Source organism: Streptomyces sp. NPDC050732 (assembly GCF_040654255.1).
Lineage (GTDB): Bacteria > Actinomycetota > Actinomycetes > Streptomycetales > Streptomycetaceae > Streptomyces.
In genome coordinates this window covers 14866-39251 of the sequence record NZ_JBFAHP010000003.1, presented here as the reverse complement: position 1 = coordinate 39251, position 24386 = coordinate 14866, and the positions used below count along the sequence as shown (strand labels likewise).

The 24386-nt window shown below is 68.7% G+C and carries 14 protein-coding genes and 3 pseudogenes; 6 read left to right on the top strand and 11 right to left on the bottom strand.

The features are described from left to right. Window positions 1-89 precede the first annotated feature (89 nt). From AB0H82_RS03650 to AB0H82_RS03640, 3 genes are read left to right on the top strand one after another with little or no spacing between them, the layout of a single operon-like run. On the top strand, window positions 90-521 hold the full coding sequence (locus AB0H82_RS03650) for a hypothetical protein (protein WP_362988371.1): 432 nt from the start codon (window positions 90-92) through the stop codon (window positions 519-521). Between the two features lie 2 nt (window positions 522-523). Further along, a complete protein-coding gene (locus AB0H82_RS03645) occupies window positions 524-4399 on the top strand; it encodes an AAA domain-containing protein (protein WP_362988369.1) in 3876 nt (1291 codons plus the stop codon). A gap of 55 nt (window positions 4400-4454) precedes the next feature. Next, window positions 4455-5939 carry a hypothetical protein gene (locus AB0H82_RS03640; protein WP_362988367.1) on the top strand — a complete coding sequence of 495 codons (1485 nt, stop codon included), beginning with the start codon at window positions 4455-4457 and terminating at the stop codon, window positions 5937-5939. A 142-nt stretch (window positions 5940-6081) separates the two neighbouring features. On the opposite strand, the gene AB0H82_RS03635 is transcribed toward AB0H82_RS03640, so the two are convergent. The 7 genes and pseudogenes from AB0H82_RS03635 to AB0H82_RS03605 all read right to left on the bottom strand — a co-directional run bounded on the left by AB0H82_RS03635 (window position 6082) and on the right by AB0H82_RS03605 (window position 17042). Further along, entirely contained in the window at window positions 6082-7056 is a 975-nt protein-coding gene (locus AB0H82_RS03635; protein WP_362988365.1) for a hypothetical protein, read from the bottom strand. 321 nt (window positions 7057-7377) lie between these two features. Beyond that, window positions 7378-8697, bottom strand: a complete 1320-nt coding sequence (locus AB0H82_RS03630; RefSeq protein WP_362988363.1) for a nucleotidyltransferase — start codon at window positions 8695-8697, stop codon at window positions 7378-7380. Then, window positions 8694-9290, bottom strand: coding sequence for an SLATT domain-containing protein (locus tag AB0H82_RS03625; RefSeq protein WP_362988361.1), 597 nt, complete (start codon window positions 9288-9290; stop codon window positions 8694-8696). Before AB0H82_RS03625 ends, AB0H82_RS03630 begins: the two co-directional genes overlap by 4 nt. Before the next feature lie 405 nt (window positions 9291-9695). Further along, window positions 9696-10082 (bottom strand): annotated as a pseudogene (locus AB0H82_RS03620) (IS5 family transposase); the annotation flags it as partial. 135 nt (window positions 10083-10217) lie between these two features. After that, a complete protein-coding gene (locus tag AB0H82_RS03615) occupies window positions 10218-13865 on the bottom strand; it encodes a Z1 domain-containing protein (protein ID WP_362988359.1) in 3648 nt (1215 codons plus the stop codon). A gap of 1430 nt (window positions 13866-15295) precedes the next feature. Next, window positions 15296-15736 (bottom strand): OsmC family protein, encoded by a 441-nt coding sequence (locus AB0H82_RS03610; RefSeq protein WP_362988357.1) that lies wholly within the window; start codon window positions 15734-15736, stop codon window positions 15296-15298. A 49-nt stretch (window positions 15737-15785) separates the two neighbouring features. Beyond that, window positions 15786-17042, bottom strand: coding sequence for a DUF6777 domain-containing protein (locus AB0H82_RS03605; protein WP_362988355.1), 1257 nt, complete (start codon window positions 17040-17042; stop codon window positions 15786-15788). Between the two features lie 173 nt (window positions 17043-17215). Between AB0H82_RS03605 and AB0H82_RS03600 the strand changes: the two genes are divergently transcribed. After that, a complete protein-coding gene (locus tag AB0H82_RS03600; protein ID WP_362988353.1) occupies window positions 17216-18514 on the top strand; it encodes a streptophobe family protein in 1299 nt (432 codons plus the stop codon). A gap of 57 nt (window positions 18515-18571) precedes the next feature. Here the strand turns inward: AB0H82_RS03600 and AB0H82_RS03595 are convergent, their stop codons facing one another. Genes AB0H82_RS03595 through AB0H82_RS03585 form a run of 3 tightly spaced genes read right to left on the bottom strand, consistent with a single transcriptional unit; the run spans window position 18572 to window position 22832 of the window. Further along, window positions 18572-19588 (bottom strand): serine/threonine-protein kinase, encoded by a 1017-nt coding sequence (locus tag AB0H82_RS03595; protein WP_362988351.1) that lies wholly within the window; start codon window positions 19586-19588, stop codon window positions 18572-18574. Next, on the bottom strand, window positions 19588-20454 hold the full coding sequence (locus tag AB0H82_RS03590) for a hypothetical protein (protein ID WP_362988349.1): 867 nt from the start codon (window positions 20452-20454) through the stop codon (window positions 19588-19590). The genes AB0H82_RS03595 and AB0H82_RS03590 overlap by 1 nt, the downstream gene beginning before the upstream one ends. Window positions 20455-20465: 11 nt before the next feature. Further along, window positions 20466-22832, bottom strand: coding sequence for an FHA domain-containing protein (locus AB0H82_RS03585; RefSeq protein WP_362988347.1), 2367 nt, complete (start codon window positions 22830-22832; stop codon window positions 20466-20468). A gap of 225 nt (window positions 22833-23057) precedes the next feature. Here AB0H82_RS03585 and AB0H82_RS03580 point away from each other — a divergent pair, with 225 nt between their 5' ends. Next, entirely contained in the window at window positions 23058-23918 is an 861-nt protein-coding gene (locus tag AB0H82_RS03580; RefSeq protein ID WP_362988814.1) for an alpha/beta hydrolase, read from the top strand. Here AB0H82_RS03580 and AB0H82_RS03575 read toward each other — a convergent pair. Continuing rightward, a pseudogene (locus AB0H82_RS03575) lies at window positions 23912-24153 on the bottom strand (endoglucanase); the annotation flags it as partial. The gene AB0H82_RS03580 and the pseudogene AB0H82_RS03575 overlap by 7 nt on opposite strands. A gap of 29 nt (window positions 24154-24182) precedes the next feature. Here AB0H82_RS03575 and AB0H82_RS03570 point away from each other — a divergent pair. After that, window positions 24183-24284, top strand: a pseudogene (locus AB0H82_RS03570) (integrase); the annotation flags it as partial. Window positions 24285-24386 lie beyond the last annotated feature (102 nt).

Here is a 24386-nt window from a genome sequence, read left to right as displayed (position 1 = left end):
AGATTCCGGAAAGTTCACGCTTCTACACCCGCCTCGTCAGGTACTTTCCCTAGGCATCTGAGGCGACAGCTGACAGCGCAGGGGGACGCGTGAGCAATGACGGCAAAGGCCTGCCGCGCCTGTTGATCGCCGTGATCGACGATGATCCGTTGCGGTCTCGCAGCGACGCCCGCGAACTGCTGGCCGAAGTGTCGGAGTCCGATCCGGCTGCCTCCCTGCACTTGCCCTCGGCCGGCCCCTCGGTGAGCACCGACAAGGGCGGCGACGTTTCGGAGGTCGTCGGCCTGGTCCTGAGTGCCGGTTCGTTCGCGGCAGCCTGCGTCCAGGTATGGCTGGCCAAGGTCCCCCAGCGCACCATCATCGCGACCCGCCCGGACGGGGCCACCCTGCGCATCACAGGCCGCGAGGCGCGTGACGACGACGCACGCCTCGAACGGTTCCTTGCCGAGGGATCCCTGCCGTCGGACGGGAGTACCGCGCACGGCGCGCCGGGCCAGGACGACACGTCCACGGTGCACTGACAGTGCGAAACAACGATCGATACGCCCTCCTGATCGGCGTCTCCACGTACGACAGCGAGCAGTATCACGACCTTCCGGCGGTCCGTGCCGATCTGCACTACATGCAGGCTGTTCTGCAGAGCACGGAGATCGGCCAGTACAACGACTGCGAGATGGTGGCGGACCCGACGCGTGCGGAAATGCTGCATGCCATCGAGTCGTTCCTCGAAGAGCGCCAGCAAAGTGAGAGTGCCCTGCTGTACTTCAGCGGGCACGGGGAGTTCTGCGAGGCCGACAACCAGCTGTACTTCCTCACCCGCGACAGCGACCCGGCCGATCTTCCCCGTACGGCGGTGTCTGCAGATTTCCTGGAACGGACTCTCCAGTCCTGTCGCGCCGCGTCCAAGATCGTGCTACTCGACTGCTGCGCCAGCGGTTCCGTCGTCCAGGGCTGGCACGCCAAGGGCCGGGAGAGTCAGGAATCGGACGAGGCGGGGCGCAGCACCCTGCTGCGCCCCACCGGCGTGTACTTCATCACCGCCTCGGACGCGCTGCAGGCCGCCTCCGCCATGGCTCCCGAAGGATCGACGCTCGGCACTTCGCGGTTCACCGGTGAAATCGTCGAAGGACTGCGGAACGGGCGGATCAAGGACAGCGGCTGGATATCGCCGGAGGATCTCTTCGAGTATCTGACCGCGCAGATGGTGCGCAGAAGTGTGCCGGAGGAGCAGCGGCCGACCAAGTCGACCATCCGTGCCACCCACACGCTGCACTTCGCCCGGTCCGTGGCCCGCCCGGTCCATCTCCCCGCTCCGCCCCATGAACCGCCCCCGCCGTCGGTGGCTCACCTCAAGGCTCGCGAGCGGGTCGCGGCTGACCGTGAGAACGCCAACGACTGGCAGCGCCTGCTGCGCTACTACGCACAGTGTCTGAGCGCTCAGGCCGCGGCGAGCATGCTGCCCGACCGGCGAGCGGGACGGAACTCGCAGTACTTCCTGGTAGACGAGGGGCCCGAGACCGTTCAGTCCGGTCTGAGCCCAGCGCTGCCGGCCCCCAAGAACCTGCCCGGTGCGCACGGCTCAGGCGGCAGCACGGCGAAGAATGGGGCAGGGCGCGCTGCCGACCAGCACGAGTACTGGTACGGGTATCCCGCCATCACGCTCCCTTCCCGCGGCGAGGGCAGCCGGCGCACGGACGTGGGCATCGCCCCGCTGCTGATTCAGCAGATGGAGTTGGCTCCGGACGAGAGCGGTCGCGCGGTGCTCCGTCCGAGCGGGGTTCCTTCCCTGCACACCAAGCTGGTGACCGAGCTTCTCTCCGAGGACGAGGCCGCCCAGCTGCTGGCGCGCTGGCAGCCGACGTGGCAGCACGGCAATGACGCACAGATGATCAAAGCGGTACGGGAGTTGCTCAACGTCCTGGGTCTTCCGGAGCTTGAACCGCTCGACGCCTCCGCCTTGAGTGCGGACTCGGTCAACGAGGCCCTGCGCCCTGGCGCGCACAACGCCGCCGTGCTCCTGGCTCCCTCGAGCGTGGAGCGGTTCGCCACCGATGGCGTTGTGGAGAACCTCCTGGCCATCTCCACCCGCACGGACGAGATCCCGGGTACGGCACTGGACGCGCTCCTGAACGGCGGCACCCCCGCACCGGCAACCGAGCCCGTGCTCGTGGTTGCGGCCGGGCCCTCCAACGAGAGTCAGGAGCGGGTGGTCGTTTCCGCGATGACGCAGCCGCTGACCGTGGCCACCGGTCCGCCCGGGACGGGAAAGAGTGAGGTCGTCACCTCGGTGGTGGCCACCTGTGTCGCGGCCGGTGAGTCGGTTCTGGTGGCGTCGACCAACAACGAGGCAGTGAACGTCGTCGCCCAGCGTTGCGACGACATCGCTGCCGGCCTGCTGATGCGTACCGGCAACGTCGAGGCCTTGGTCAAGGAGGCCGAGAAGCTAGAGCAACTGCTGTCCGCACCGCCTGACCAGCCCGGGCGCAGCTCCGCCACCGTGGCAGGCGAACTGCGCAACCTGCGCTCACGCGCCGCCGCCCTGCGCGACCAGGCCGCACGCCAGGTCGAGGGTGAGGTGCGGCTGGCCCAGGTGCTAGCGGAGCGCGCCGAGTTGACCGGAAAGGTCGAGCTCGCGGTGCCGCTCCTGTCACGGTTGTGGCAACCCGGCGACCTTTCGGCACTGGCCCGCTGGGAAATGAGGGCCCGCCGGACAGCAGCCGCGGGCGGCTGGTGGGGGCGCTGGCGCCGGTCGCGCGCCATGAAGGCCTTCGTCGCGGCTGCCGGTACGGATGCAGCGCTGCAACTGCCCCCATGGGTAGGGGAACGGCCCGTTGTCGCGGACCTTCTCGACGACCTGGCGGATCTGACCGGCCTGGAGCGCCAGGTTCGTGACCTCACTCCGGCTCAGCTCGCCTACGACGAGGAGACCGTGCGCCAGGCCCGCTCAGGCTGCGCCACGAGCCGGGCTCAGCTGTCCGCAGAGCTGTGCGAGGCCGTATCGGCGGAGGTGCTCGACCGCGGGCGATCACTGCTGGACCAACGCCTTCAGACGCTGCGTCAGCGCAAGGGGACCCAGCGAAGCCAGCTGAACCTGCTGGCCCACCTGAAGGGATGGGCGATCACCACCCATGCGGTGCGCCAGCTGAGGCCTGATCCGAAACTCTTCGACCTGGTCGTCATCGACGAGGCCAGCCAGTGCTCCATCGCGGCGGTACTGCCACTGCTGTTCCGCGCCCGCAGGGCCCTGATCATCGGGGACCCCATGCAGCTGACGCACATCCCCGGCATCTCGCCGGAACAGGAACGTCAGGCCCGCGTCAGGGTGGGGCTGAGCGCGGCCTGGCTGGAAGACCGGCGGCTCACCTACCACGTCCACTCTTCCTACCACGCGGCCGCGCAGAACGGCGAGAGCGCACTGCTGCTCGACGAGCACTACCGCTGCCACCCGGAAATCGCCGACATCGTCAACGGCCATTGCTACTCCGGCTCACTGGAGGTCATGACCGACGTGCGCCGGCAGGTACCCGCGGTCGATCTCATGGACACCGGGGAAGCAGCCCCTGTACTGGCCTGGGCGAATGTGCCCTCCGGCGAGTCGGCGCGCGGCCCGGGAGGAAAGTCCTGGCGCAACCCGTCCGAGGCCGCCGCTGTCGCCGACATCGTGCGAGCACTGCTTCACCGCCTGCCCGAGAGCGCAACCGTGGGCGTGGTGACACCATTCCGTGCGCAGAAGGACGCCCTGGAGAGCATGATCGGCAGCGACCGGGTCCGGGTGGGAACGGTGCACGCCTTCCAGGGTGGTCAGCGCGACGTAATGATCCTCAGTCCCGTGGCCACCGCCAACACCCCTCAAAGAACCGCCCACTGGGTGTCGAGCCAGGTCAACCTCTGGAACGTCGCGATCACGCGCGCCAAATCCCAGTTGATCACGGTGGGCAACCACGTCTACTGGCAGCAGGAGACAGGGCTCCCCCACCTGCTGTCCTCACGCTCACTCCGGTGGGACCCGGCACAGCCCACCAGCACGCAGCCAACTCCCGTACCGGAGCCGCGTCTGCGGCAGGACCGGCGCCGCAGAGATCTCACCGACATCGTGCAGCAGGCCCTCGCCTCGCGACGTGTGGTCGAGCTGGAACGCGATGCGATGGTCGGTGGACAGCGCATCGACCTGCTGTTCACCGCGTCCGGCGGCAACACCGCGGTAGTCGTCGACACCGGCCCCGGGCCGGACCGTGATCCGGCACGACACCTTCGGCTGGTACACGAACGAGCCGACCTGCTCATCGGGCTTCCCTCCGGCGGTCGGGGTGCGAAGGCCGGTCCTGTCACGAACGTGGTCCGTATTCCCGCCTGGCGCATCCTCGCCGACCCGAACGCACTGACGCCGCTGTTCGACTGAGTGACCGATCGACCATCGGTGGTCGACCGGGACATCCGACGTGGGGAGGGCAGTCGTGGCAAGCACTCCGAAGACTGAAGAGGTCCTGAACAGTCTCAGGCAGCAGGTTTCCGTGTCGGTGCACTCGACGCGGGAGCTCGTGGGCAAGGTTGACGAGGCTGCCGCCGACAAGGAACGGGAGCGTCGCGAGACGTTCGAAAAGCGGCAGGAGGAAGGCAAGACCAAGACGGGAGAGACCTACGAGCCGCTGCGGCGCAAACCAGGCCTGCGCCCGCTCCCGGGCACGGAGGTCGGCCTGTCCGTGACGTTGACGTTCTGGGACGTCCTGCACCACCTGGGCCGCGGGCTTGCACTGTCCCAGCGCGGTGCATCACGCGGACTGGCCGAGCACTGGGGCAGCCTGAAGTACTGCCAGGCGCTCAGTGCCCATACCGAGACCCAGCTCGGCCTGACGCATGAGGGCAACCTGCTCGGCCTGTCCGACGAGGGCAAGCGAATCGCCATGTACTACAAGGCGCTGCAGTCGGAGGAGTTGGGACACGCCTTCGCACTCGCCGTCAGCGAACAGATCCTCACCCGCCGCTATCCGGAGCACAGCATCTCGTTCGTCCGTGCCGACACCGCGCTACGGGCCGGCTGGACGCTGACCAGTCGCGACAAGGCCAAGACAAAGACCGTCGGCTACCCCTACCGTCCTCAATTCTTCGCCGAGGTCTGGAAGCCGGGCGAGTCCTCGCGCGTCATCCCCATCGCCTGCAAGGGCAACCACAGCGACCGGCAGAAGGCTTACGAACAGCTGGCCTCCGCAGCCGTCCACGCCGACGGAGTACACATCGGAGCCTGGAACGAAACCCCGGCCCTGCTCTTCAGCACAGAGATCGCCCTGACCGACCCGCTCACTGTCCACGTCCTGCATGCCGACGGCCCCGGCGGCTGGTTGCACATCCCCGACGGAACCCCCGCCGCCGACATCGGCCTAGACCTAGGCAACGAGCAACCAGGCATCGGCATCCTCAAACCAGGACAAGGCAAGGACCCCGACTCCTCCGAGCCCGGATGCCAAGTCGGCCCCAAAGACCCCAAGGACTACGAGTGGTTCCAGCGCGTCTTGGCCCGCGTGGGAGCCGCTGGTCTGACGGCCTTCGCCGGGGACGGCGAATCCACCGCCGCGCTCCTCACCACCCGCCAAGGCAGCGACTTCTTCCAGGGCTTCGCCCACGCCGCCTCCGGCAGCGTCCAAGACCAGGACTACATCCTGCTCGGCGAGAAATTCGAGGGCACAGACCACGTCTTTCGTCTCAACGGCAAACGAGTACAAGCATTCTCCGGCGTCGCCGCCGACGTCCTCGGTTCCCTCATCACCAGGCAAGATCCCCCAAAACGGCAGGCCGATATAGCCACCTACCGACAGCAGGTCCATGCGAGAAGGGCCAAGGAGAATGGGACGTTCTGGGACCACACCTGGGCTGGCGTTGTCTCGATCGGCCGGGACGGCACAGTGCTGGCCATGCGTCAGATCCCGCCTTTCCGAGACGAGTAGCTCCCGTCATCGACTCCGCGGTCAGCATGACGCTCCGCGGCGTTTGAGCTGCTCACGCACTCCCCACTCAGGGCGGCGCCCACCTCAAAGACCGGCAGCGACCTCAGGGCTTCCTGCCCCACAGAAGTGGGACGGACCGTTCTCAGACCTCCCGGGGATCGTGCTGGTCGAGCGCAGCCAGTACGGACGTCGGATCGTCGACCAGATCGAACAGGCCGCTGGTCCGTCGCGCCCAGCGCTCTGGATCTTCTCCTTCCGCGAACACCGCGGCCGACCTGAACTGGTTCCGGAGATTGACCGGCAGTCTGTCAGCCAGGGACGCACCGAGCTGTCGGCCCAGGACGGCGCGCGCCGATGGCGGCCGCATGCAGAGGGCCAGCTTGCCGGTCGCCGGGAGGGCGGTATCGCTCACGCCTTCAAGAGCCGCGACGGCATCGCGCACCCAGCCGCCATCCTGGGTGTCGGGGAGCGGAACCGCGATCCGCTGAACGCTGGCGATCGCGTTCCTCCCCAGTGCGAGCGAGAACCCTCCCGGATCCTCGTGGTAGTTCAGGTAGCGGGCGACATCGACGCCTGGCGGGCAGACCTCGTCAAGCACGACGTCGCCGACGAAGTTTGCGGGGTCGACGAGCCACCCCTCCCGCACCACAACGGATGGCTTGAGACGGACCCGATACAGATAGAACTGGCTGTGCTGGTCGGCCTGGTCATGGATCCGACGCAGCATGTTGTGGGCAGCGGCCTCGTACGTGCCGACGTGGAGGGCCTTCGCCCGCTGGCTCGCGACCCACGCGGAAACCCGCTGCTCTCCGCCCATCCTCCTGCGCGTCTCGGGAGTCAAGATGGCTGACGGATCGAAGTCCCGCGTCGGCCAGTCCGCCTGCGTAGTGGTGTGGTACCAGAAAAACTGCGCGACCCTGTCGTCGTCGAGTGCCGGGTCGCAGGAGTCGAGCGTCACCCGAGGCGAATCCTCATGCTCGCAGGTCATGCCGCAGCCGGGGCAGGTCTCCTGCGCCTGCTCCCACCGATCGATCCAGTCCAAATCGACACGCCACCGATGATCGCAGCGCCCACAGCACATCTGCCGCTCTCGCCAGAAGTCAATCCGCCGTTCCACGGCACCATTCTCCAAGCGTCTGACGGAGAACCAGCCTCAGCCGAGATCTCGAACCCGCCGGAACTCCGCTGCTGCGGCATCTGCTTCGCCGCTGAGCAGATCGACGATCTACTCAGCGGACCTGCCGGGACCCCCGGAATGCAGCTCAGCCGGACGGCGGGCAGCATACCGCTTCCGCGGAAACCAGCTCCGTGTTGAGCATACACTCGGACATGACAGCCAGTGAGCTGCTCATGCTTCAGCCCTAGGAGCGGATGCGTCTGATGTGACGAGACCCCGACAGATTCGTCGGGGCCTCGTCACGCCCCGAGGATCGGTTCCCTACAAGGCGTTCGCCCTCTTGACGCTTGTGTTGCCGATCGGCACGTCGATCCGGTCCCGAGCGACGACGACCCCGTCCTTGACTACGTAGCACTCGACGACGTGCTCACCTTTGAAGTCCGAGTGCTCGATGCGGGCTCCCCGCTTGCTCGAGTCGACGATCTGGCCGCGGATCTCGTCCCGCCGCTCGGCTTCCGGACCACGATTGAGCACCTTCCACTTCAGCGTGTAGGGCTCCTCGACCGAGCAGCTGGTGACCACGAACCTCAAGCTCTTGTCGGCCTTGAGCAGGATCCCGCCGTGACGCATCGCGCGAAGCCAGGTCGGACGCCATCCGGCCTGCGTGACCTCGCAGTCAATGGACACAGTCTCGGACACGTCGACCGGGAACGCATCCTCGATGAACTCCTCGGTGTCCCTGAACGACCGGGACGACTCGCTCGCGCTCTGCGCCAGCGGAACCGACGTGCCGAAGACCTCGCGCCACCCCTTGTTGGCGGACGTCTTGCCTTCGTCGGCGATCGCCTCGAGGCATCGGTTGTACGCCTTCTTCGCCTTCGGCTGGAACTTCGCCTTGACGTGGACCCGCTGTCGGCTGCCCAGCGCCAGGTAGTACTCCTGCTCTGGCTGATCTTTGAGGAATTCGAAGAAGTCGCGGGCCATGAGGTCGAACGAGCCTGTGCCCGCTGCGTCGTAGTCGTCGGTCTGGTCGAAGAAGTTGTAGACGAGGGTGTCGATGAGCAGGCCGCCCATGTTCACGCCGTTCGCGTTCTTCCATGCCCGTGCCATCCGGGCGAGGTGGCGCATGTTCGTCGAGGTCCGGTCGTTGCACTCCTTGGTCGCGGCGATCTCCTTGCGCGGTTTGGTGACCTTCCAGCCCTCAGCCTTCGTGTCCGGGTAGTCGAAGCTGCCGTCGGCGTTCTCGAATGCCGGCTGGACCTCGAACGTGAAGGCGTTGGACGTGAACCGCACTCGGACGACACACTGGTCGACGCGTATCTCCGTGTTCTTGTACCGCGCCTTGAGGTCGTCCCGAACCCTCTCGAGAATTCTCCGCGGGCCGGTGTCCCCCTCGTAGCTTGACCGGATCTCGGGCGGGAGGATGAAGATCATGTCGAGGTCGGACACTCCCTTGATCGCGGTGTGCCGACCGAACGATCCGACCATCAGCTTGTAGTCGGTGCAGCCGTCCTTGTCGCGGAAGTCCTTGTTGAGCGCCTTCGTGATCTCGTCCCGCCGTGAGGCGACCGTCGTGGCCGTCTCCCCGACCTTCAGGTTCTTCAGCAGTGTTTCGAAGATCTCTGAGGTCTTCATCGTCATGCCTCGCCTTCGCCGAGCCGGAGCGCCTCCGGGAGGAAGAGGTCGATCTCGCGCGAGGTGAACGTCATCTCCTCGTTGTTCTGCAGCCCGCCCTGGGCGCGCGCGAACGCCCTGCTGCTCGTCCTGGGCGCGTCGGCGTAGGCGGCGCGCGCGGCCTGCTGCAGCTCGTCCCGCCGCTCTCGGCCCTCCGCGTTGGAGACGGTGCCGGACATCAAGTCGGCGATGAGGGAAATGTAGGACTCTCGGACGTCCCACAGCCGAGAGGCGATGCCGCGGTGGGCCTCGGACTCCTCCTCGAACTTGAAGGTCTTCGTCCCAAGGCTCATCCAGCTGACCAGGAGCGCGATAGAAGAGGTCGCGAGGCTCGTCAGCACTGCGTTGCCGAGCAGGCCGACCACCGCGGCAAGGAAGGTGCCCGAGCTGATCGCGGTGAGAGCAATGAGGACGCCCTGCTGCCACCGGTGCTTGGTGAAGCAGATGTCCGCCTGCTTCTCATGGGTCTTGTGGCTGTAGACCACGCGCCCGAAGGCCTCTCGCATCTGCGCCAGAAGGTACGGGTCGCGGTCAGGCACCGCGTCGCTCTCGGGTGTCAATTGGTTCCTACTCGGTCGAGGACTCCTGGACATGCGCCTGAAAGTCAGTTGCACATCTTCTGAGTATGGCGGCGACCACTGACACTCCGACCGACTTGAGCTACCTCCCGTCCAGGCCGCGCTCGACCCCGCCCGCCCTGCGGCCCTCTCCTGCTTCGCGCAGGTAGACGCCTTCCATACCGCATCCCTCGACCTCGCATTCAGTTGACCCGCCAATCCGTCAACCTGCGGGCGGCACCGTCGCTAAGGTCGGTCACGGGGTGGCCATCCGGGCCTTGCTCCTGGCCCGCGCACAGGCGATTCTGCAGGCCCTGATCATGGCGGAAGCCATCGTGGCCATCGGGGCTACCCCACACCAGCGCATCACATGGTCAAGACACACCTTCGCCGACCGTTACATACGTGCTCGGTCGGCTCGGCTGGGCCCGCTTTTGGGCCCCGCCGAGCCGCGCGGACGTGCGAGGAGTCGATCACCGCCCGGGACCAGTCCAGCTTGCCCTTCGAGCGCAGCTTCTCCAGCAGCAGCACATGGAGTTGGTCCCAGACGCCAGCCTCGTTCCAGGCCGCCAGGCGGCGCCAGCAGGTCATGCCGGATCCGAAGCCCAGTTCCTGCGGCAGGTATTCCCACTGGATGCCGGTGCGCAGGACGAAGAGGATCCCGCACAGTGCCTGCCGGTCCTGCACCCGAGGTCTGCCCTCGACCAGCTTCGGACCCGGTCCGGGCAGCAACGGCTCGATCGGCGACCACAGTTCATCCGACACGATCCACGGCCGCGACTGACGGTTCGCCACAACCAGACCAACGAGCAGACAAGCCAACAGTCACATGATCAACAACTTTTGTTAGAGCCAGTTACCCGGAGCTGAGACGGCAAGCCACTGACCGCGGACCGTCGGGACGGCCTGAACCGCACAAGACGCTTTCGCCTACCTGTCGATGATGGGACGATCGGGCAACGAGGAGTTCTTGGCGCGGAATCGGACCAGAGGAGCTTGCGGAGCCGCTTCTTCCTTCGAGTCGCCAGGCGGGAGCAGGGTGAAAGCAAGGGACACCTGGGACGGGTCGACCGGTGTGCCGGGCAGGTACGCGGTGTGTTGGTAGGCGTCACCCGCCTCCAGGACCGGGTAGAGCAATGCGATTCCCCTGCGAACCGGAAGGCTCGCTCCAAGAGCCTGGGCAGCCAGGCGATGCGCGGGGCCACTGATGGTGCCGAAGAGCGGCCCCCTACGCCGACTTCGGACGAAGAGTGAGAGCTCCGGGGACCCCAGCACAGATCCGGCCCGGCGCTGCGGCGGAGCTAGCTGAGGGGCGAGGATCAGCCAATCCTCGATGCCTGCCCCCGTCGTGCTTGCGTTCTGCAGATAGGCGAGGTGCGGTGCGAAATTGCCAGGGGCCAGCCACTCCAGCCTGCTGAGCACCTCAAGGAGCTGCGTGTGTCCGATGACAGCCGTGTACGCGGAGAAGGAGGTCTCCTGCCGGCTGCCGTCGGCCGGCACGGAGACGGGGATCAGGGGGCTCTGGAAGGCGCCAAGGATCGCACGCCACCGCTCCGTATTTCGGCGCTTCGCGCCGATCTCCAGAGGGTAACCCGACGGTTCGATCCACCTCCCCGGTGACCGAACCTCCACGAGTTCGGCGTTGTACATCTTGGTGGGACTCGTAGGCTTGAGCCAGGGCAAGTACTGGGCCACCAATGGCGGCAGTTGAGCCGGAGTGATCATCGGCTTGCCGTCCACCAGGTGTGCGTAATCGGCGAGTTGAGACCGGAACTCCTCCTCATCGCGGCACATCGCTGCGAACGCCTCGTAGAGATCGATCTCTTTGTTCCCAGCAGCTTCACCGCGGCTGATGTAGAGCCGGACCAGGTCGGCATATCCTTCGCGGAAGCCGAACCAGCGGCCCATCTGCATCAGCGTGTCCGCCTGTGAGGCGGCCCGGCGGTAGTAGCTGATGGTGAGACCCTCGACGGTGAAGCCTCGGGCGAGCTTGGCGCCCCCGACAAGGATCTTCCATACGGGGCGCTGGTCGAAGTCCACGCTGGCGCGCTCGATATCCCTGTCACCATTGACGATGATCACCGGCTTCTCTGAGCCGTCACCGATGCGGGCACGCGCGGCATCGATATACGGGATCAGCTCGTCGAACGAGACAGGGCGTGCGAGGTCTTCGGCCCGGTGGGCGGATACGGGGGCAAAGTCCAGGTCGTGGAGCGCCCTCAACCGATGAAGCGCCTCGGCCTCGAGGGGGCCGGGGACGTACCAGAGCTTAAGGAGACGATCCATGAGCTCGCGGTGGTCGGCGATGCGCACGGACTCGTGGACCAGCATGGTGTGGTGACGGTAAGCGACACTTCTCGGGTCGAGGGCTTCGCGGTACAGCTTGATGGCGCCCGACAGGACAAAGGCATCGAGGGCCTGCTGCAGAGAGGAGTCGTCGCCCGGTTCTGCTTCGTGGATGGCGCGGACATGGGCCACCTCCTGGGAGTTGGCGACCGTTCGCTCCTCAGGAGGAATGGCAGAGTCCACGTCGTGGAAGTCGCGCGCCCCCATGTACCCAGCCGGGCGGGGCAACGAGAGCACGAAGTCCTTTGGGAAGACGTCCTCCGCATCATGCGGATCAATGAGGACATTGGCGAACGGCGTAGCCGTATACGCCACGTACTGGGCTCGGGGAAGCAGGCCAAGCAGTTCGGAGAGGAGTCCGTTGATGGCGCTGCGCTCACGGCCTTCACGTTGATGCCCAGGGTGCAGCGTATTGACCGATCCGTGGTCGGACTCGTCGTCCACGATCAGTGCCGGAATCTCCTGCAACTGGGCACCGAGTCTACGCAAGTCCCTGATAACCGAGCCGAGCACGGCCCTGTTCTTCTTGACCACCACAAGCCGGGCGGCCGTGCGATGCAGGTTGGCCGGGTGGTACAACGGCAGCGTGGGATCGCGCTTCTCGAACTCAAGCGCGGTGATCCCCTGCTGCAGGGACTGGTAGTCGCTGTTCAGGGTCGTGAGTCGGAGAACATCGAACGCTCCGTGGAGGGATGGAAGCCCGCCGTGAGTCAAGAACTCTCCCGCCCTCCACTCCGGGTCCAAGGCGTACTCGCAGTCCTCTTCGAGGGCTCCGCGCAGAATGTTCTCGCGACCGACCAACTCCTTGTCGATCCGCCGTTGTGTCTGGGCGCGGAGGATGTTGAGAGAGCCACTGAGGATGATGACCAATCGGTAGCCGGCATCGACGGCCTTGGCGACGACCCCAGTAATACTGGCGGTCTTCCCGGACTGGACGTAACCGATGACCAAGCCCTTGGACTGGTAGGCGGCAGCATCGGTGGGGTCCGCGAGACGCGCGACCACTTGGGCAGCGCTCTCTCCCACGGTGGCCACGGCCTCGGCGGTCCATCCCTTGATTTGCGCCAGGTAGCGCTCGTAGGCGGGCCAGTACCAGGGGCGGCCGGGCTGGTGAGTGGGCGTGTACCACGGGGTGAACTCGCTACTGATGATGATCGGTCCTTCAGCGAAGGAGATCGGGATCAGCTCCGTGAGCACTCTGCGGGTCGCGGGCTCCAGTGCGAGGCGCTCATACACCGCGATGCGGCGCTCGGCAGTACGGGATGGGGTGGATGTCCAAGCAGGCCGTTCTGCGTGGTCCCATTCGGTGAGGCTCCGTTGCCACAGAGCCAGGAGCGGGGCAGCGGTTGCGCCTGACGCCAGGTGATTGCGGAAGGTGAACTGGCTCGCGTCCAGAGCACCGGCGCCCGGTGCAGACGGATGGTCCTCGGACCAGTATTCGAGGGCGCGTGCGAGCGGTCGGGGGCCGTTGGCGTGCATGGCTCCCAGCGTGAGGGAATGCACCTCGAGCGTGACGTCATCGACAGCGGCGTCGCCGACGACCTGTAACGGCACGAGTTCGTCGAGCGCGTCGCGATGCAGCTGATCCAGTCCCAGCCGCTGATAGCTGGCCACGCGGCGCTGGGGGGTGCACGGTCCGGTGTCCGTCCAAGTCAAGGCCGGGGCGCGATCGTATTGGTTCAGCGCGGCGCGCCAGCGGCGATGAGTGTCAGGTGAGATGGAGGTGACGGCATCGCGTGCACCCGCCGCGCGAAGCGCGGCGTACCGCTCCAGTTCGCTGAGGAGGTCATCGGAGGTGTCGGCCAGCGGTCCGATGGAAAGGCGCAGCTGAGTCTTCAGCCTGCGGCTCTTCGCTTGGGCCCGATCCAAGGCGCCCATCGTGGCCAAGTGCTGGCGGGTCGCCGTCTCGTACTGCGCTTTCTGATTGAGCATGCGCGCCGTCAATGCCCGAATGCTGCCATCTACATGCTCCGCCTTCTCCTCGGCCCGCTGGCTGTGGAGGCTCCGCAAAGTGGTGGCGTCTTCCGCGGTGAGACGGGTGCCGGCCAGCTCGATGGTCTTCTCGATGAAGTCTTTGGACGGAAGACGGTTCCCGCTCAGATATCGACTCACCACCGACACGCTCAGGTGATGTCGCCCGGCGTATTCCCTCAAGGTGATCTGCATGACCTCGAACGCACCGCGTAGGACATTGGCCAGGGCTCGATGGAGTTCAGGCAGCTCCTTGCTCAACTCGCGCAGGTTTCCGCCTGCCCAGTGTTCTGACGGCACCAGACAGTCCTACCGGTTGTTGGGCTGACTCGTGTCTGTTGCCCGAGATTTGGCAACAGACCTGGCCTGTTGCGTTTCGATCCGGCAACGCGTTGCCACGGGTGCATCAGCGTCCCGTGCGAAACGGTCGGGGCTCGGCCATGCCCGTGGCCCTGACCCGATGTGCGCGTCACGCACGTGAGGAAGGCGACCGATGCGAAAGCGTCCAAGGAAGTCGAAGATCTCCCCCCGGGATTCCCGACGTGCGCGTCGGATGATCCGCCGGGCCTGGTTGCTATTCGGCCGGTTCGTGCTCCGCGGTGCAGCGACCGCATTGGGCGCCACGCTGACAGCATGGCTCACCTGGTGGGTACGAAGCCGTTGATCGGGGCTTCACCACATGGGCCTCGGCACGCGACTTCATGGAGCGCGATCTGGTCTCAGCGCGCCACCGCCCAACTGCATGCAGTACCCGGCATCTTCAACGAAGCCGGGCACCGTGCGTTAAAGGCTCTACATTCTGCCGCTCGCGTTCAGGAACTTGCTGCAGAGACCCCCGCCAGATCAAGCCGACGGGGGTCCACATCGGTCACATCTGTCACGCACGTGTCACCAACAGCGTCGACGCTCCTGAGCCACAAGGCCCTGACCAGGTCAAACACTCCCGACTTGGACCACGTGGACACCAGAAGACGGATCGGACTACCTGCGCCATTTCGCACCGCTGGACTCGCACGCAAACACCACAAATCACGGACCAAGATCCGGACCAGGTGCGGACCAACTCGGCTCAGCAGCAGACTATTCCACCCTTTACCGCAGGTCAGAGGCGGCGGTGAACGTGTACCGCCAGCAGACGAAGAACCTCCTGGTGTCGTACTCACCCAAGAAGCTCGGCTTCTTCTAGACGCACGAAAAAAGGCGCCTGAACTGGGCTTTTACCCGTCAGGTGCCTCTCGCCCGGCCCGTTCAGAGCAGGCGCCGGTTGATGCCATACCTCCCCTTTCCTCCCACTGTTATCCCCCTCCTGACCAGCTCTTCCGGACCAGTCACGGACCAAACCTCCAGTCACCTACGTGGACGCGTCTGCGTATGGCATTACATGGGCGCGTGCACGGAAGTACGCCCTGACCCGCACGGAACCCGCCTCCGGTCTGGCCAAGCGGCCTTGCGATCGGCACGCCGGGATCTCGTTTCTGGTTGTACTCCGGTGCGGACCCACCAGGCTGCCAGGAACTTGGCGTAGTGCCGGAAGAGGACCTAGATGCTCTGACCCGCGCGACGAGCGCATTCGGTCACCGGCCGGGTCGCGGTAGCCGCACGGCGCTTGAGCGAGTGCGCCTCGTGCACCGCGCCGTCCCTGGCGGCCTTCGTCGAGCACATGGCGAAGGCGCTGCGCGCCTGACGGTGTGTCAGGCGTCGCCGGTGCCGTCGGAGACGGTCACGGTGACCGGGGTGCCCGCCTCGACCGTGCGGCTGACCGTACACAGCCGGTCGTGCGACGCCTTCACGGCCCGGGGCAGGATGGTGCGGGCCCGCTCCCCCGACGGACCGTCCGGGAACGTGACGTGGAAGGCGACCCCGAGGTCCGACATCCGGTTGCCGCCCTCGTCCTCGACCTTGGTGCCGGTCACGGTGACGGTGAACGCGGCCGGTTCCTCATGACGGCTCGTGGCGACCTCCACGTCGGCCGCGCTGCAACCGCCGATCGCCGCGAGGAACAACTCGACCGGCGTGAAGTCGGCACCCCCGCCGGTGCCGAAGGCCAGCGTGCTCCCCCGGGCGTTGGTCGCGGTGAACCGGCCGGGGCCTGCCCGTTCGACGGTGACGGAACGCAGCGCATTGTCAGTCATGCGAAGAGAGTACTGTCCCGCCGTTGCCGGCCCGGCGACATCCGCTTGCTCACGGGCTCCCGTCCGCCTCGGGGGACGACGGCGGTGGTACGGGCTCGGACGCGGGCGATTCTTCCTCGGCCGAGGAGGGCGGCTGCGTGGCGGGCGAGGAGGGCGGCAGGACCGACGAGGGCGGACACGAGCTTGCCGGGGGCGCCCCGGGGGACCGCGCGTCGCACGGCGGCGTACTGGCCGTCGAGGTCGACTCGTCGGGGGACTGGGTGTCCGGGTGCCGTGAGGGAGGCCTGGTCGCCGGAGGCTTCGTCTTCTTGTCGCCGGTGCCCGTGTCGCCCTTGCCCCGGGTGAACCAGTCACCGCTGTCCGGGTCGTACACGACGAACTGGTTCACGACCTGGGTGGCGGGCGCCACGACCACGACGTTCGAGGGCCGGTACCCGGGCCACGCGTCGCCCGTCTGCCGCGGTGCGCTCTTCTGCGCGACGGGCGGCAGCAGCGGGTTGCCGCAGGCGCAGCGCACCCGCGGCACGCCGTGGTCGTCGACCAGTACCGCGGTGCCGGTCTGCAGCACGGCCTGGTAGCCGGTGGCACGGCCGTCGCGGTAGCCGTGGTTGGTCACGCGGGTGTCCAGCCGCAGGTGCACGGGCGTGAGCGAGCGCAGGTAGCGGGGGACGGCGGACGCTTCGATGTCGAGGACGGAGGCGAACGCCTCGTTCTTCGCCGGGTCCTTCTGGAGCGCGCCGACCTGCTTCTCCACGTCGCAGCTGCCGACCTTCCGCGTCCCGCCGTAGAGACCGGGCGCCGCGCCGTCGACGCCGCGCGTCACGTTGGCCGAGGCGGACGAGCTGGGCAGCTCGCTCGGGGAGGGTGGTGTGGAGCCCTCGCGGGCCGTCGACTGGGTGAAGGGGTCGGGCCCCGACTTGCCCGCGGGCTGGAGGAGGACCTCGCCGCCCGACTCCGACGAGCCCTCGGGGCGGGTGAGGACGACGGCCAGGATCACCGCGGCCACCACCGCGGCGGAGATCGCCGCGACGCGGGGCGCCGACTTCCACCACGGGCGACCTCCTCCGCGACCGGCACCGGGACCGCCCCCGCCCGGGCCGTCGGACCCGCCGCCGCGACCCCCGCCACCGGCCGGACCGCTCGGCGGGCCCGAGGGCCGCGCACCACCCGGAGGCGGCGTCGAACCGGCGGGGCTCGCGCCCGCCTGGGTCTCGCCCGGCCCCGAGGGGCTCGGCTGCGAAGGACCCGAGAGCGGGCCCGAAGGGGGTCCTGTGGGGCGTCCTGACGACGGCGGTTCGACGCTCACGAACACTTCCCTGTGTAGGGGGGGGTCGGCGACGTACCTTCTATCCCGGTACGCGCCTATTGTGTGCCCCGACGTCCGGGGGCCCGCAAGCCGACGCCGGTCGGCCTTCCCGTAAGCCCTCCCGAAGTCCCTCTCGAAAGGCGGACCGGTCCCGCGCTGCTTAGCGTGGCACCGTGAGCGAGCAGACACCGCGGCGGCGGGCCGGGGCGCAACGCGCGGAGCAGAGCCGACGGGCCCCTCATGGCTGGCCCCATGCCCTCGCGGTCGTGCTCGCCTCCTGGGCGGCCATGGCCGTCGTCGCCGGGCTCGGCCTGTGGGCCGCGGGCGCCGCCGACCTGCCCGGCGGGGCGTTCCCGAGTGTCGTCGCGGCCGTCGTCGTGATGGCGGTCGGCGGCTCCGTCGGGCTCTCCGGCGACGCCGGGATGATCGCCGAGACGAACGCGGGGCTCTCCGTGCTCCCGCTCTCCGTCAGCCTCGTCGGCGCTCTGGTGGTCGCCGCCGGGTTCCTCCGGCCGCTGCGGCACCGGGCCGTGGCCGACGTGCGGGAACTCGCCGGCTGGGCCGCCCGGATCGCGGTGCTGTGGGTGCTGCTGCTCACCGGCCTCGGTCTGCTGGCCCGGCACCGCTTCGCGATCGCGCTCGGCGACGGGCCCGCCGGGGAGATCGGCGATCTGCTGGACTCCTCGCCCGAGGTCGGATTCAAGACGGACGTGCCGCTGACCCTCGTCTTCGGACTGCTGTGGCTCGCGGGCGTCCTCGTCGTGGCACTGTCCGTCTCGCGCGGCGCCCCGCTCCCCGCCCGCCTGCTGCGCTTCCAGGAATCGGTGCGTCCCGCGGCGTACGCCATGGTGTTCCTGCTGCTGTCGTACGCCGCCCTGGGGCTCGCCGCCGGCCTCGTCGTGGCGGCGACCCGCGGCCATGCCGCCGAGACGTTCGCGGTGCTGCTGCTCGGGTTGCCCAACCTCGTCTGGCTCGCCTTCACCCTGGGGCTCGGCGCGTCCTGGGAGGGCCGGGTCGACGGGCCGTTCGGGCTGCCCATGCCGCGGGTCCTCGACGAGGTGCTGCGTACGCCGGCCGATTCCACGCTCAGCTTGCGGACTCTCGCCGAGCACGACGGGCGCGTGTGGTGGCTGCTGGTCGTCGCGGCGGTCCTGGTGCCGACGGCGGCGTTCCTGATGGCGGCCCGCTCCCCGGCACGGATGCGGGCCTGGCAGCACGCCGCGCACATGGCGGTGGCGCTGGCCCTCACCGTGCTCGCCGTCTGTCTCCTGGCGGGCGTGTCGGCCCACTACGGGCTCTCGCTCCTCGGCATCGGGGATCTCGGCGGGGGCCTGTCCGGCCGCGTGGAGCTGCGGCCGCACCTCTGGAAGGCGCTGCTCCTGGCCGTTGCCTGGGGTCTGGTCTCGGGGTTCCTCGGCGGGGTGCTGGCACGGCGGGTCCATCGGCGGGGCGAGGTGCGGCCCGGGGCCTGACCTGGCGCGGGCTGCGCGGTCGGCCGTCGGGAGACCGGCCGCTCTAGACCGGCCGCTCTATTCGGTCAGCCGCCGGAAGACCGGCTGGGCCCAGCGGGGTGGGTCGGGGGGCGCGTCCGGATGGTCCGGGACTTGCTCGACGCGGCGGTCCACCCGCGTCGGGGGGTGGCCGTCCGTACTGCTGCCCATGGCCGCGGCCCGCATCGCGGCGGCGAGTTCCAGGCACGACCCGTACCGGTCCTCCGGGCTCTTGGCCAGCGCCTTCGCGAGGATCCCGTCGAGGCCGGGGGCAACACCCGGCCGCTTCTCCGTCAGGCGGGGCGGCCGGTCGTACTGATGGGCCCAGAGGAGGGCGATGTCGTCGTCGCGCTGGAACGGCGGCCCGCCCGCCATGGTCTCGTACACGACGCAGGCGAGGCTGTAGACATCGCATCGGCCGTCCACCGGGCGGCCCGATATCTGCTCCGGCGCCACGTAGTCGAGGGTCCCGACGAACTGGCCCACGGTCGTGAATCCGGTCAGCGACAAGGACTTCTTCGTAAGGCCGAAGTCCGTGAGGTAGGCGTGCTCGGGGTGGTCGCTGTCCGTGCCCTTGGCGATGAGAATGTTGCCGGGCTTGACGTCCCGGTGGACCAGGCCGTGGTCGTGCGCCGCGTCGAGCGCGGACGCGATCTGGGTGGCGATGCGGAGCGCGGCCGTGACGGAGAGCGGGCCGCCGCGGTCGAGCAGGTGGCGCAGATCGCTCCCGGGAACGTACCGCATGGCGATGTAGAGCACCCCCTCTGTCTCGCCGGCCTCAAAGACGGGCACGATGTGTGGGTGTTCGATCGCGGCCGCGACGCGTGACTCGTGCGTGAAGCGCCGCCGGAAGGTGTCGTTGCGGGCGAGTTCGGGGGCGAGCAGCTTGAGGGCGACGGTCCGGTCGAGGCGCAGGTCCCTGGCGCGGTAGACCACGGCCATGCCGCCGCGGCCGATCTCGCCCTCGACCCGGTAGTCCGCGATCCGCTGCCCGATCAGCTCGGAGGGCCGCCCGGAGTGCGGCCTCGGGCCGCCCTCGCCCGGCGCGGCCGCCATCAGGCGTCACCGGACCGGAGCGGCTGATGGGGTTCGTCCCCCTCGGGCGGGAGAAATGGAGCGGGGTGTCCGCCGTGCGGCGTGTGCAGTTCATCGACCACCTGAGTCTCCCCCGGCCCTACCGCCTCGCTCACCACCCGCGTCGGCTCAGGCCCTACCGCCTCGCCCACCACCCGCGTCGGCTCAGGCCCTGCCACCTCGCTTACCACCTGCGTCTCCCCCGGCCCCATCCCGGCGGTCGAACGGTTGGTTCCGTCGGTCGGTTCCTGCGCGGCGGGGACGAGGCGGGTCGGTTCCCCGTCAGGCGGAGGGGAAGCGCCGGGGTCGGCGGCGGCTGCCCGTTGGGGTTCGGCGGCCTCGTGGTCATCGCCGTGCCCCTCGGTGGCGGGCCCTTCCGTCGCCGCGTACGTACTGAGCCTCGTTCCGTCGCAGTACACCCACCGCTCGTGGTCGGCGTCGTAGAGCCACACCGATTCGCCCTCCACGACCACGCCCACCCGCAGCCCGTGCGTCCCGCGCCGGAAGGACTCCCCGTCGCCGCCGCCCGCCAGTTCCTCCGCCGCACTCCGGTAGCGGCCGAGGGCGTCCTCGGCCCTGGTCAACAGCGGACGCGGGTCCGCCGTGCGGGTCAGGGGGCCGCTCGCGCCCGGTGGATCGCGCGGCACGGCGAGCAGGAGCCGGCCGTCGACCCATGCCGACCAGCCGTTGGCACACACGATCCGGCCCCAGTCGCCGAGCCGGTCGACCAGCTGCACGGGCAGCAGCGCGTCGAGGGGGGTCGTCGGACGCTCCACGTCGGGTGCCTCCCAGGCGGGCAGTCCGTCCTGGGGAACCACATGGGTGGGGCGGAAGTCCGCGGGGGTCATCGCCGGCGCTCCTACTTCCGCATCACGGCGGGTTCATGGCGGCGCAGCAGCCTGGCGACCACGTATCCGAAGACGGCCGACAGGACCACCAGCATCCCCATGTTGAGCAGCCAGACACCCGCGGAGTGCCGGAACAGCGGGTCGGTGGTCAGTTCGCCCGGGACGATCCTGCCGAGGCCGATGGTGCCCGCCATGGCGCCCAGCGCCCAGCGCGAGGGCACCAGCCACGCCAGTTGTTCGACGCCGGGCACGCCGTTCAGCTTGAGGAGTGCGCCGCAGAAGACCACCTGGACGATGGCGAGGAACACGAGCAGCGGCATCGTCACCTCTTCCTTGCGCACCAGCGCCGATACGAGGAGGCCCAGCATCATGGCGGTGAACGCCAGCAGGGCCACCGCGAGGGTGACTTCCACCAGCGGTGGCAGCAACACCCCGTCGCCGCCGGGCGCGTTGAGGTCGACGCCGAGGAGAGCGACGAGGGTCAGCACTACGGCCTGGAGCACCGTGACCGTGCCGAGGACGACGACCTTGGACATCAGATACGCCGATCTGGAGAGCCCCACCGCCCGTTCCCGCCGGTAGATGACGCGTTCCTTGACCAGTTCGCGCACCGCGTTGGCGGCACCGGTCAGGACTCCGCCGACGCAGAGGATGAGCAGCGCGTTCATCGCCGTCTCCTGCGTGAGCCGGCTTCCGGCCAGCGCGCGGGCCATGGCGCCCATCACGAACGGCAGGGCGATCATGATGACGAGGAACGTGCGGTCCGAGCCGAGCGCGGCCGCGTACCGCCGCACCAGCGTGCGCAGTTGGGATCCCCAGCTCTGCGGCTTCTGAGGCGGCGCGAAGGAGCAGGGCGTGGCCGTGCCGTCCTGCGGGAGGGGCCTCGGGAACGGCTGCGCGGAGGAGTTGACGATGTAGCGCTGGTGCAGCGGCGAGAGGTGGTAGTCCCGTGCCCAGTCCCGGTCACGGTCGCCTTCGAAGGCCTCGAACGCCTCCGGCCACTGCGGGAAGCCGAAGAACGGCAGCGCGTCCCGCGGCGGCCCGTAATAGGCGATCTTCCCGCCCGCGGCGAGGACGAGGAGCCGGTCGCACACGTCGAGGCTGAGCACGCTGTGCGTGACGACGATGACCGTGCGGCCGTCGTCGGCGAGGCCGCGCAGCATGTGCATCACCGAGCGGTCCATGCCGGGGTCGAGCCCGGACGTGGGCTCGTCGAGGAAAAGCAGCGAGGGCTTGGTGAGCAGTTCGAGTGCGACGCTCACGCGTTTGCGCTGGCCGCCGGAGAGGCTGTGGATGGGCTGGTCGGCGCGCTGTTCCAGACCCAGTTCGCGGATGACCTCGTCGACTCTGGCCCGGCGTTCCGCCCGCTCGGTGTCCTGGGGGAAGCGGAGCTCGGCGGCATAGCCGAGGGCGCGGCGCACGGTCAGCTGGGCGTGCAGGATGTCGTCCTGCGGTACGAGGCCGATGCGCTGGCGCAGCTCCGCGTAGTCGCGGTAGAGGTCGCGGCCGTCGTAGAGGACGGTGCCGCCGTCCGCGGGGCGCAGCCCGGTGAGGGCGTTGAGCAGGGTGGACTTCCCCGCGCCGCTGGGCCCGACAACGGCCAGCAGGCACTTCTCGCCGACGGGGAACGAGACCTGGTCGAGGAGTGTCTTGCGGCCCCGGTCGACGGTGACCGTCAGGCCCTGGACGTCGAGAGACACCTCGCCCGTGTCGACGTACTCCTGCAGCTGGTCGCCGACGAGGCAGTACGCGCGGTGGCCGACGCCGACGATGTCCCCCGGCGCCAGAGGGGCGCGGTCCACCGGCTGGCCGTTGAGGTAGGTGCCGTTGTGGCTGCCGAGGTCGACGATCTCGTACGTACCGTCCGGGAGGACCCTCAGTTCGGCATGCCTGCGGGAGACGACCAGGTCGTCGATGACCACGTCGTTGTCGTCGGCGCGGCCGATGCGGACGGTGCGGGTGGGCAGCGGACGCACGGTCGTCGGCTGCCGGAAGGTGCCGGTGGCCGAGGGCGTGCTGACGGAGGAGGGGCGTTCGGGAGCGCGGGGTTCGGGCGGAGTGCGGCCGACGACCACCGCGCGCGGGCCGTCGGTGACGCTGCCGAAGCGGATGACGCTACCCGGTCCGATCTCCCCCTCTTCGACGCGCCGCCCGTCGGCGTACGTTCCGTTGGTGCTGTGCTCGTCCTCGATGGTCCAGTGATCGAGCTGGGCGTGGAGGACGGCGTGATGCCACGAGACGCGGGCGTCGTCGATGACGATGTCGCTCAGCGGGTCACGGCCCACGTGATAGTCCCGGCTCGGACTCATCACCGTGGAGCCGGTGTCGGTCTCCAGCAAGAGTTCGGGCGCAGTCGGCGCCACAGGCCGCTTCCCCATGCCAGAATTCTACCCATTCGCCCGAATCTCCGCCTGAGGTCGCCACCACCGGCCTCCGCCGGGCCGGTGAGCACGAGGGCGATCAGCGCATGGGCGATGAGTTCGGGCAGTGGATCGGGTCTGCCCGGGCATGACGCGAATCCTTGCGGTGGCTGCCGCGCCCGACCTCGACCGCGCGACGTGGCCGTCCTACGACGACGTACTCCCGGAGATCCGATGACCACTGTGACCACGGTCCACGCCAATGGGGTCGCCATCGGCATCGAGTCGTTCGGTGACGACGACGCACCCCTCGTCCTGCTCGCGGGCGGGACGACGATGCTTTCCTGGCCCGACGCGCTGTGCGAGCGCCTCGCCGCCGGCGGGCGCCGCGTGGTGCGCTACGACCTGCGCGACAGCGGGGAGTCGACCGGCGCAAACCCGCAGGCACCCGCCTACACCCTGCGCGACCTCGCCGCCGACGCGGCGGCCCTCGCCGGCGCGCTCGGCGGGCGGCCCGCGCACCTCGCGGGGATCGGCGTCGGGGGGATGGTCGCGCAGGTGGCCGTGCTCGACCATCCGGCCGTGTTCTCGGCGCTCACGCTGGTCGGCACCCGCGCGGTGGCCCCCGGCCCGCCCGACGCCGACCTGCCCGACCATGACCGGGCGACGATGAGCCGGCTGTTCGCCCGCCCGCAGCCCGACTGGACCGACCGCGAGGCGGTCGCGGAGTTCGCCGCCGCCGGCGCGGAGATCCGGGGCGACGACCCCGTTGCCGCGCGCGAGATCGCCGCGCGCGTCTGGGACCGCACGCCCGACACCACGCCGCCGGTCCAGACGGCCAACCAGCTGGGCGTCGTGTTCTCCCGGCTCGACTGCACCCCCCGCTGGCGCGAGCGCCTGCCCGGGATCGACATCCCGACGCTCGTCGTCCACGGCCGCCGCGACCCGTTCTTCCCCGTCGGCAACGGCGAGGCGATCGCGCGCGAGATCCCCGGGGCGCGGCTGCTCGTCCTCGAGGAGGCCGCCACCGCGATCCCCGGGGCGGCGGCCGGTGAGATCGCCGAGGCGATGCTCATCCTCGGACAAGGGTCCCCGGATCAGTAGCCGCAGATCATCTTGTAGGCGACTACGGGGAGGAACTGCCCGGCCGAGGAGCCGGTTCCGACGCCGCAGTTGCCGTCGGACTCGCCCGGGGCCTTGATCCACAGGAGCATCTCGGCGCCTCCGCCCAGTTGGGTGGGTGCCGATGCGGCGGGCCGAGGGGTTCGGTGTTCTCGGCCGTGGTCAGGTAGTTGGAGACGTTGAGGGAGAAGCCGTGGGCCTGCCGGAGGCCGGCCTCGGGGCCACCGCGCATCCGACGGCGTCGGGACCTTGAGCTGGAACCAGCACCATCTGCTACACGCGCTACGTGAGTTCGAGCAGTTCCACAACGGGCACCGCCCTCACCGGACGCTCGGCCGAGCCGCGCCACCATCGAGCACCCGCAGTGTCCCGCGTGCTCTGTGGTGGCGCGCCATGCCGCTCAGGGGTGGGGGCCATCGCGGCAGGTCGGTCCGGCCGCCTTGTCGCCGC

What these genes read in the sequence shown, in the direction of transcription:
- AB0H82_RS03630 (WP_362988363.1), bottom strand. Translation starts at nt 8,697, where the DNA reads ATGACGATGAAGACCTCAGAGATCTTCGAAACACTGCTGAAGAACCTG.
- AB0H82_RS03610 (WP_362988357.1), bottom strand. Translation starts at nt 15,736, where the DNA reads ATGACTGACAATGCGCTGCGTTCCGTCACCGTCGAACGGGCAGGCCCC.
- AB0H82_RS03595 (WP_362988351.1), bottom strand. Translation starts at nt 19,588, where the DNA reads ATGGCGGCCGCGCCGGGCGAGGGCGGCCCGAGGCCGCACTCCGGGCGG.
- AB0H82_RS03590 (WP_362988349.1), bottom strand. Translation starts at nt 20,454, where the DNA reads ATGACCCCCGCGGACTTCCGCCCCACCCATGTGGTTCCCCAGGACGGA.
- AB0H82_RS03585 (WP_362988347.1), bottom strand. Translation starts at nt 22,832, where the DNA reads ATGGGGAAGCGGCCTGTGGCGCCGACTGCGCCCGAACTCTTGCTGGAG.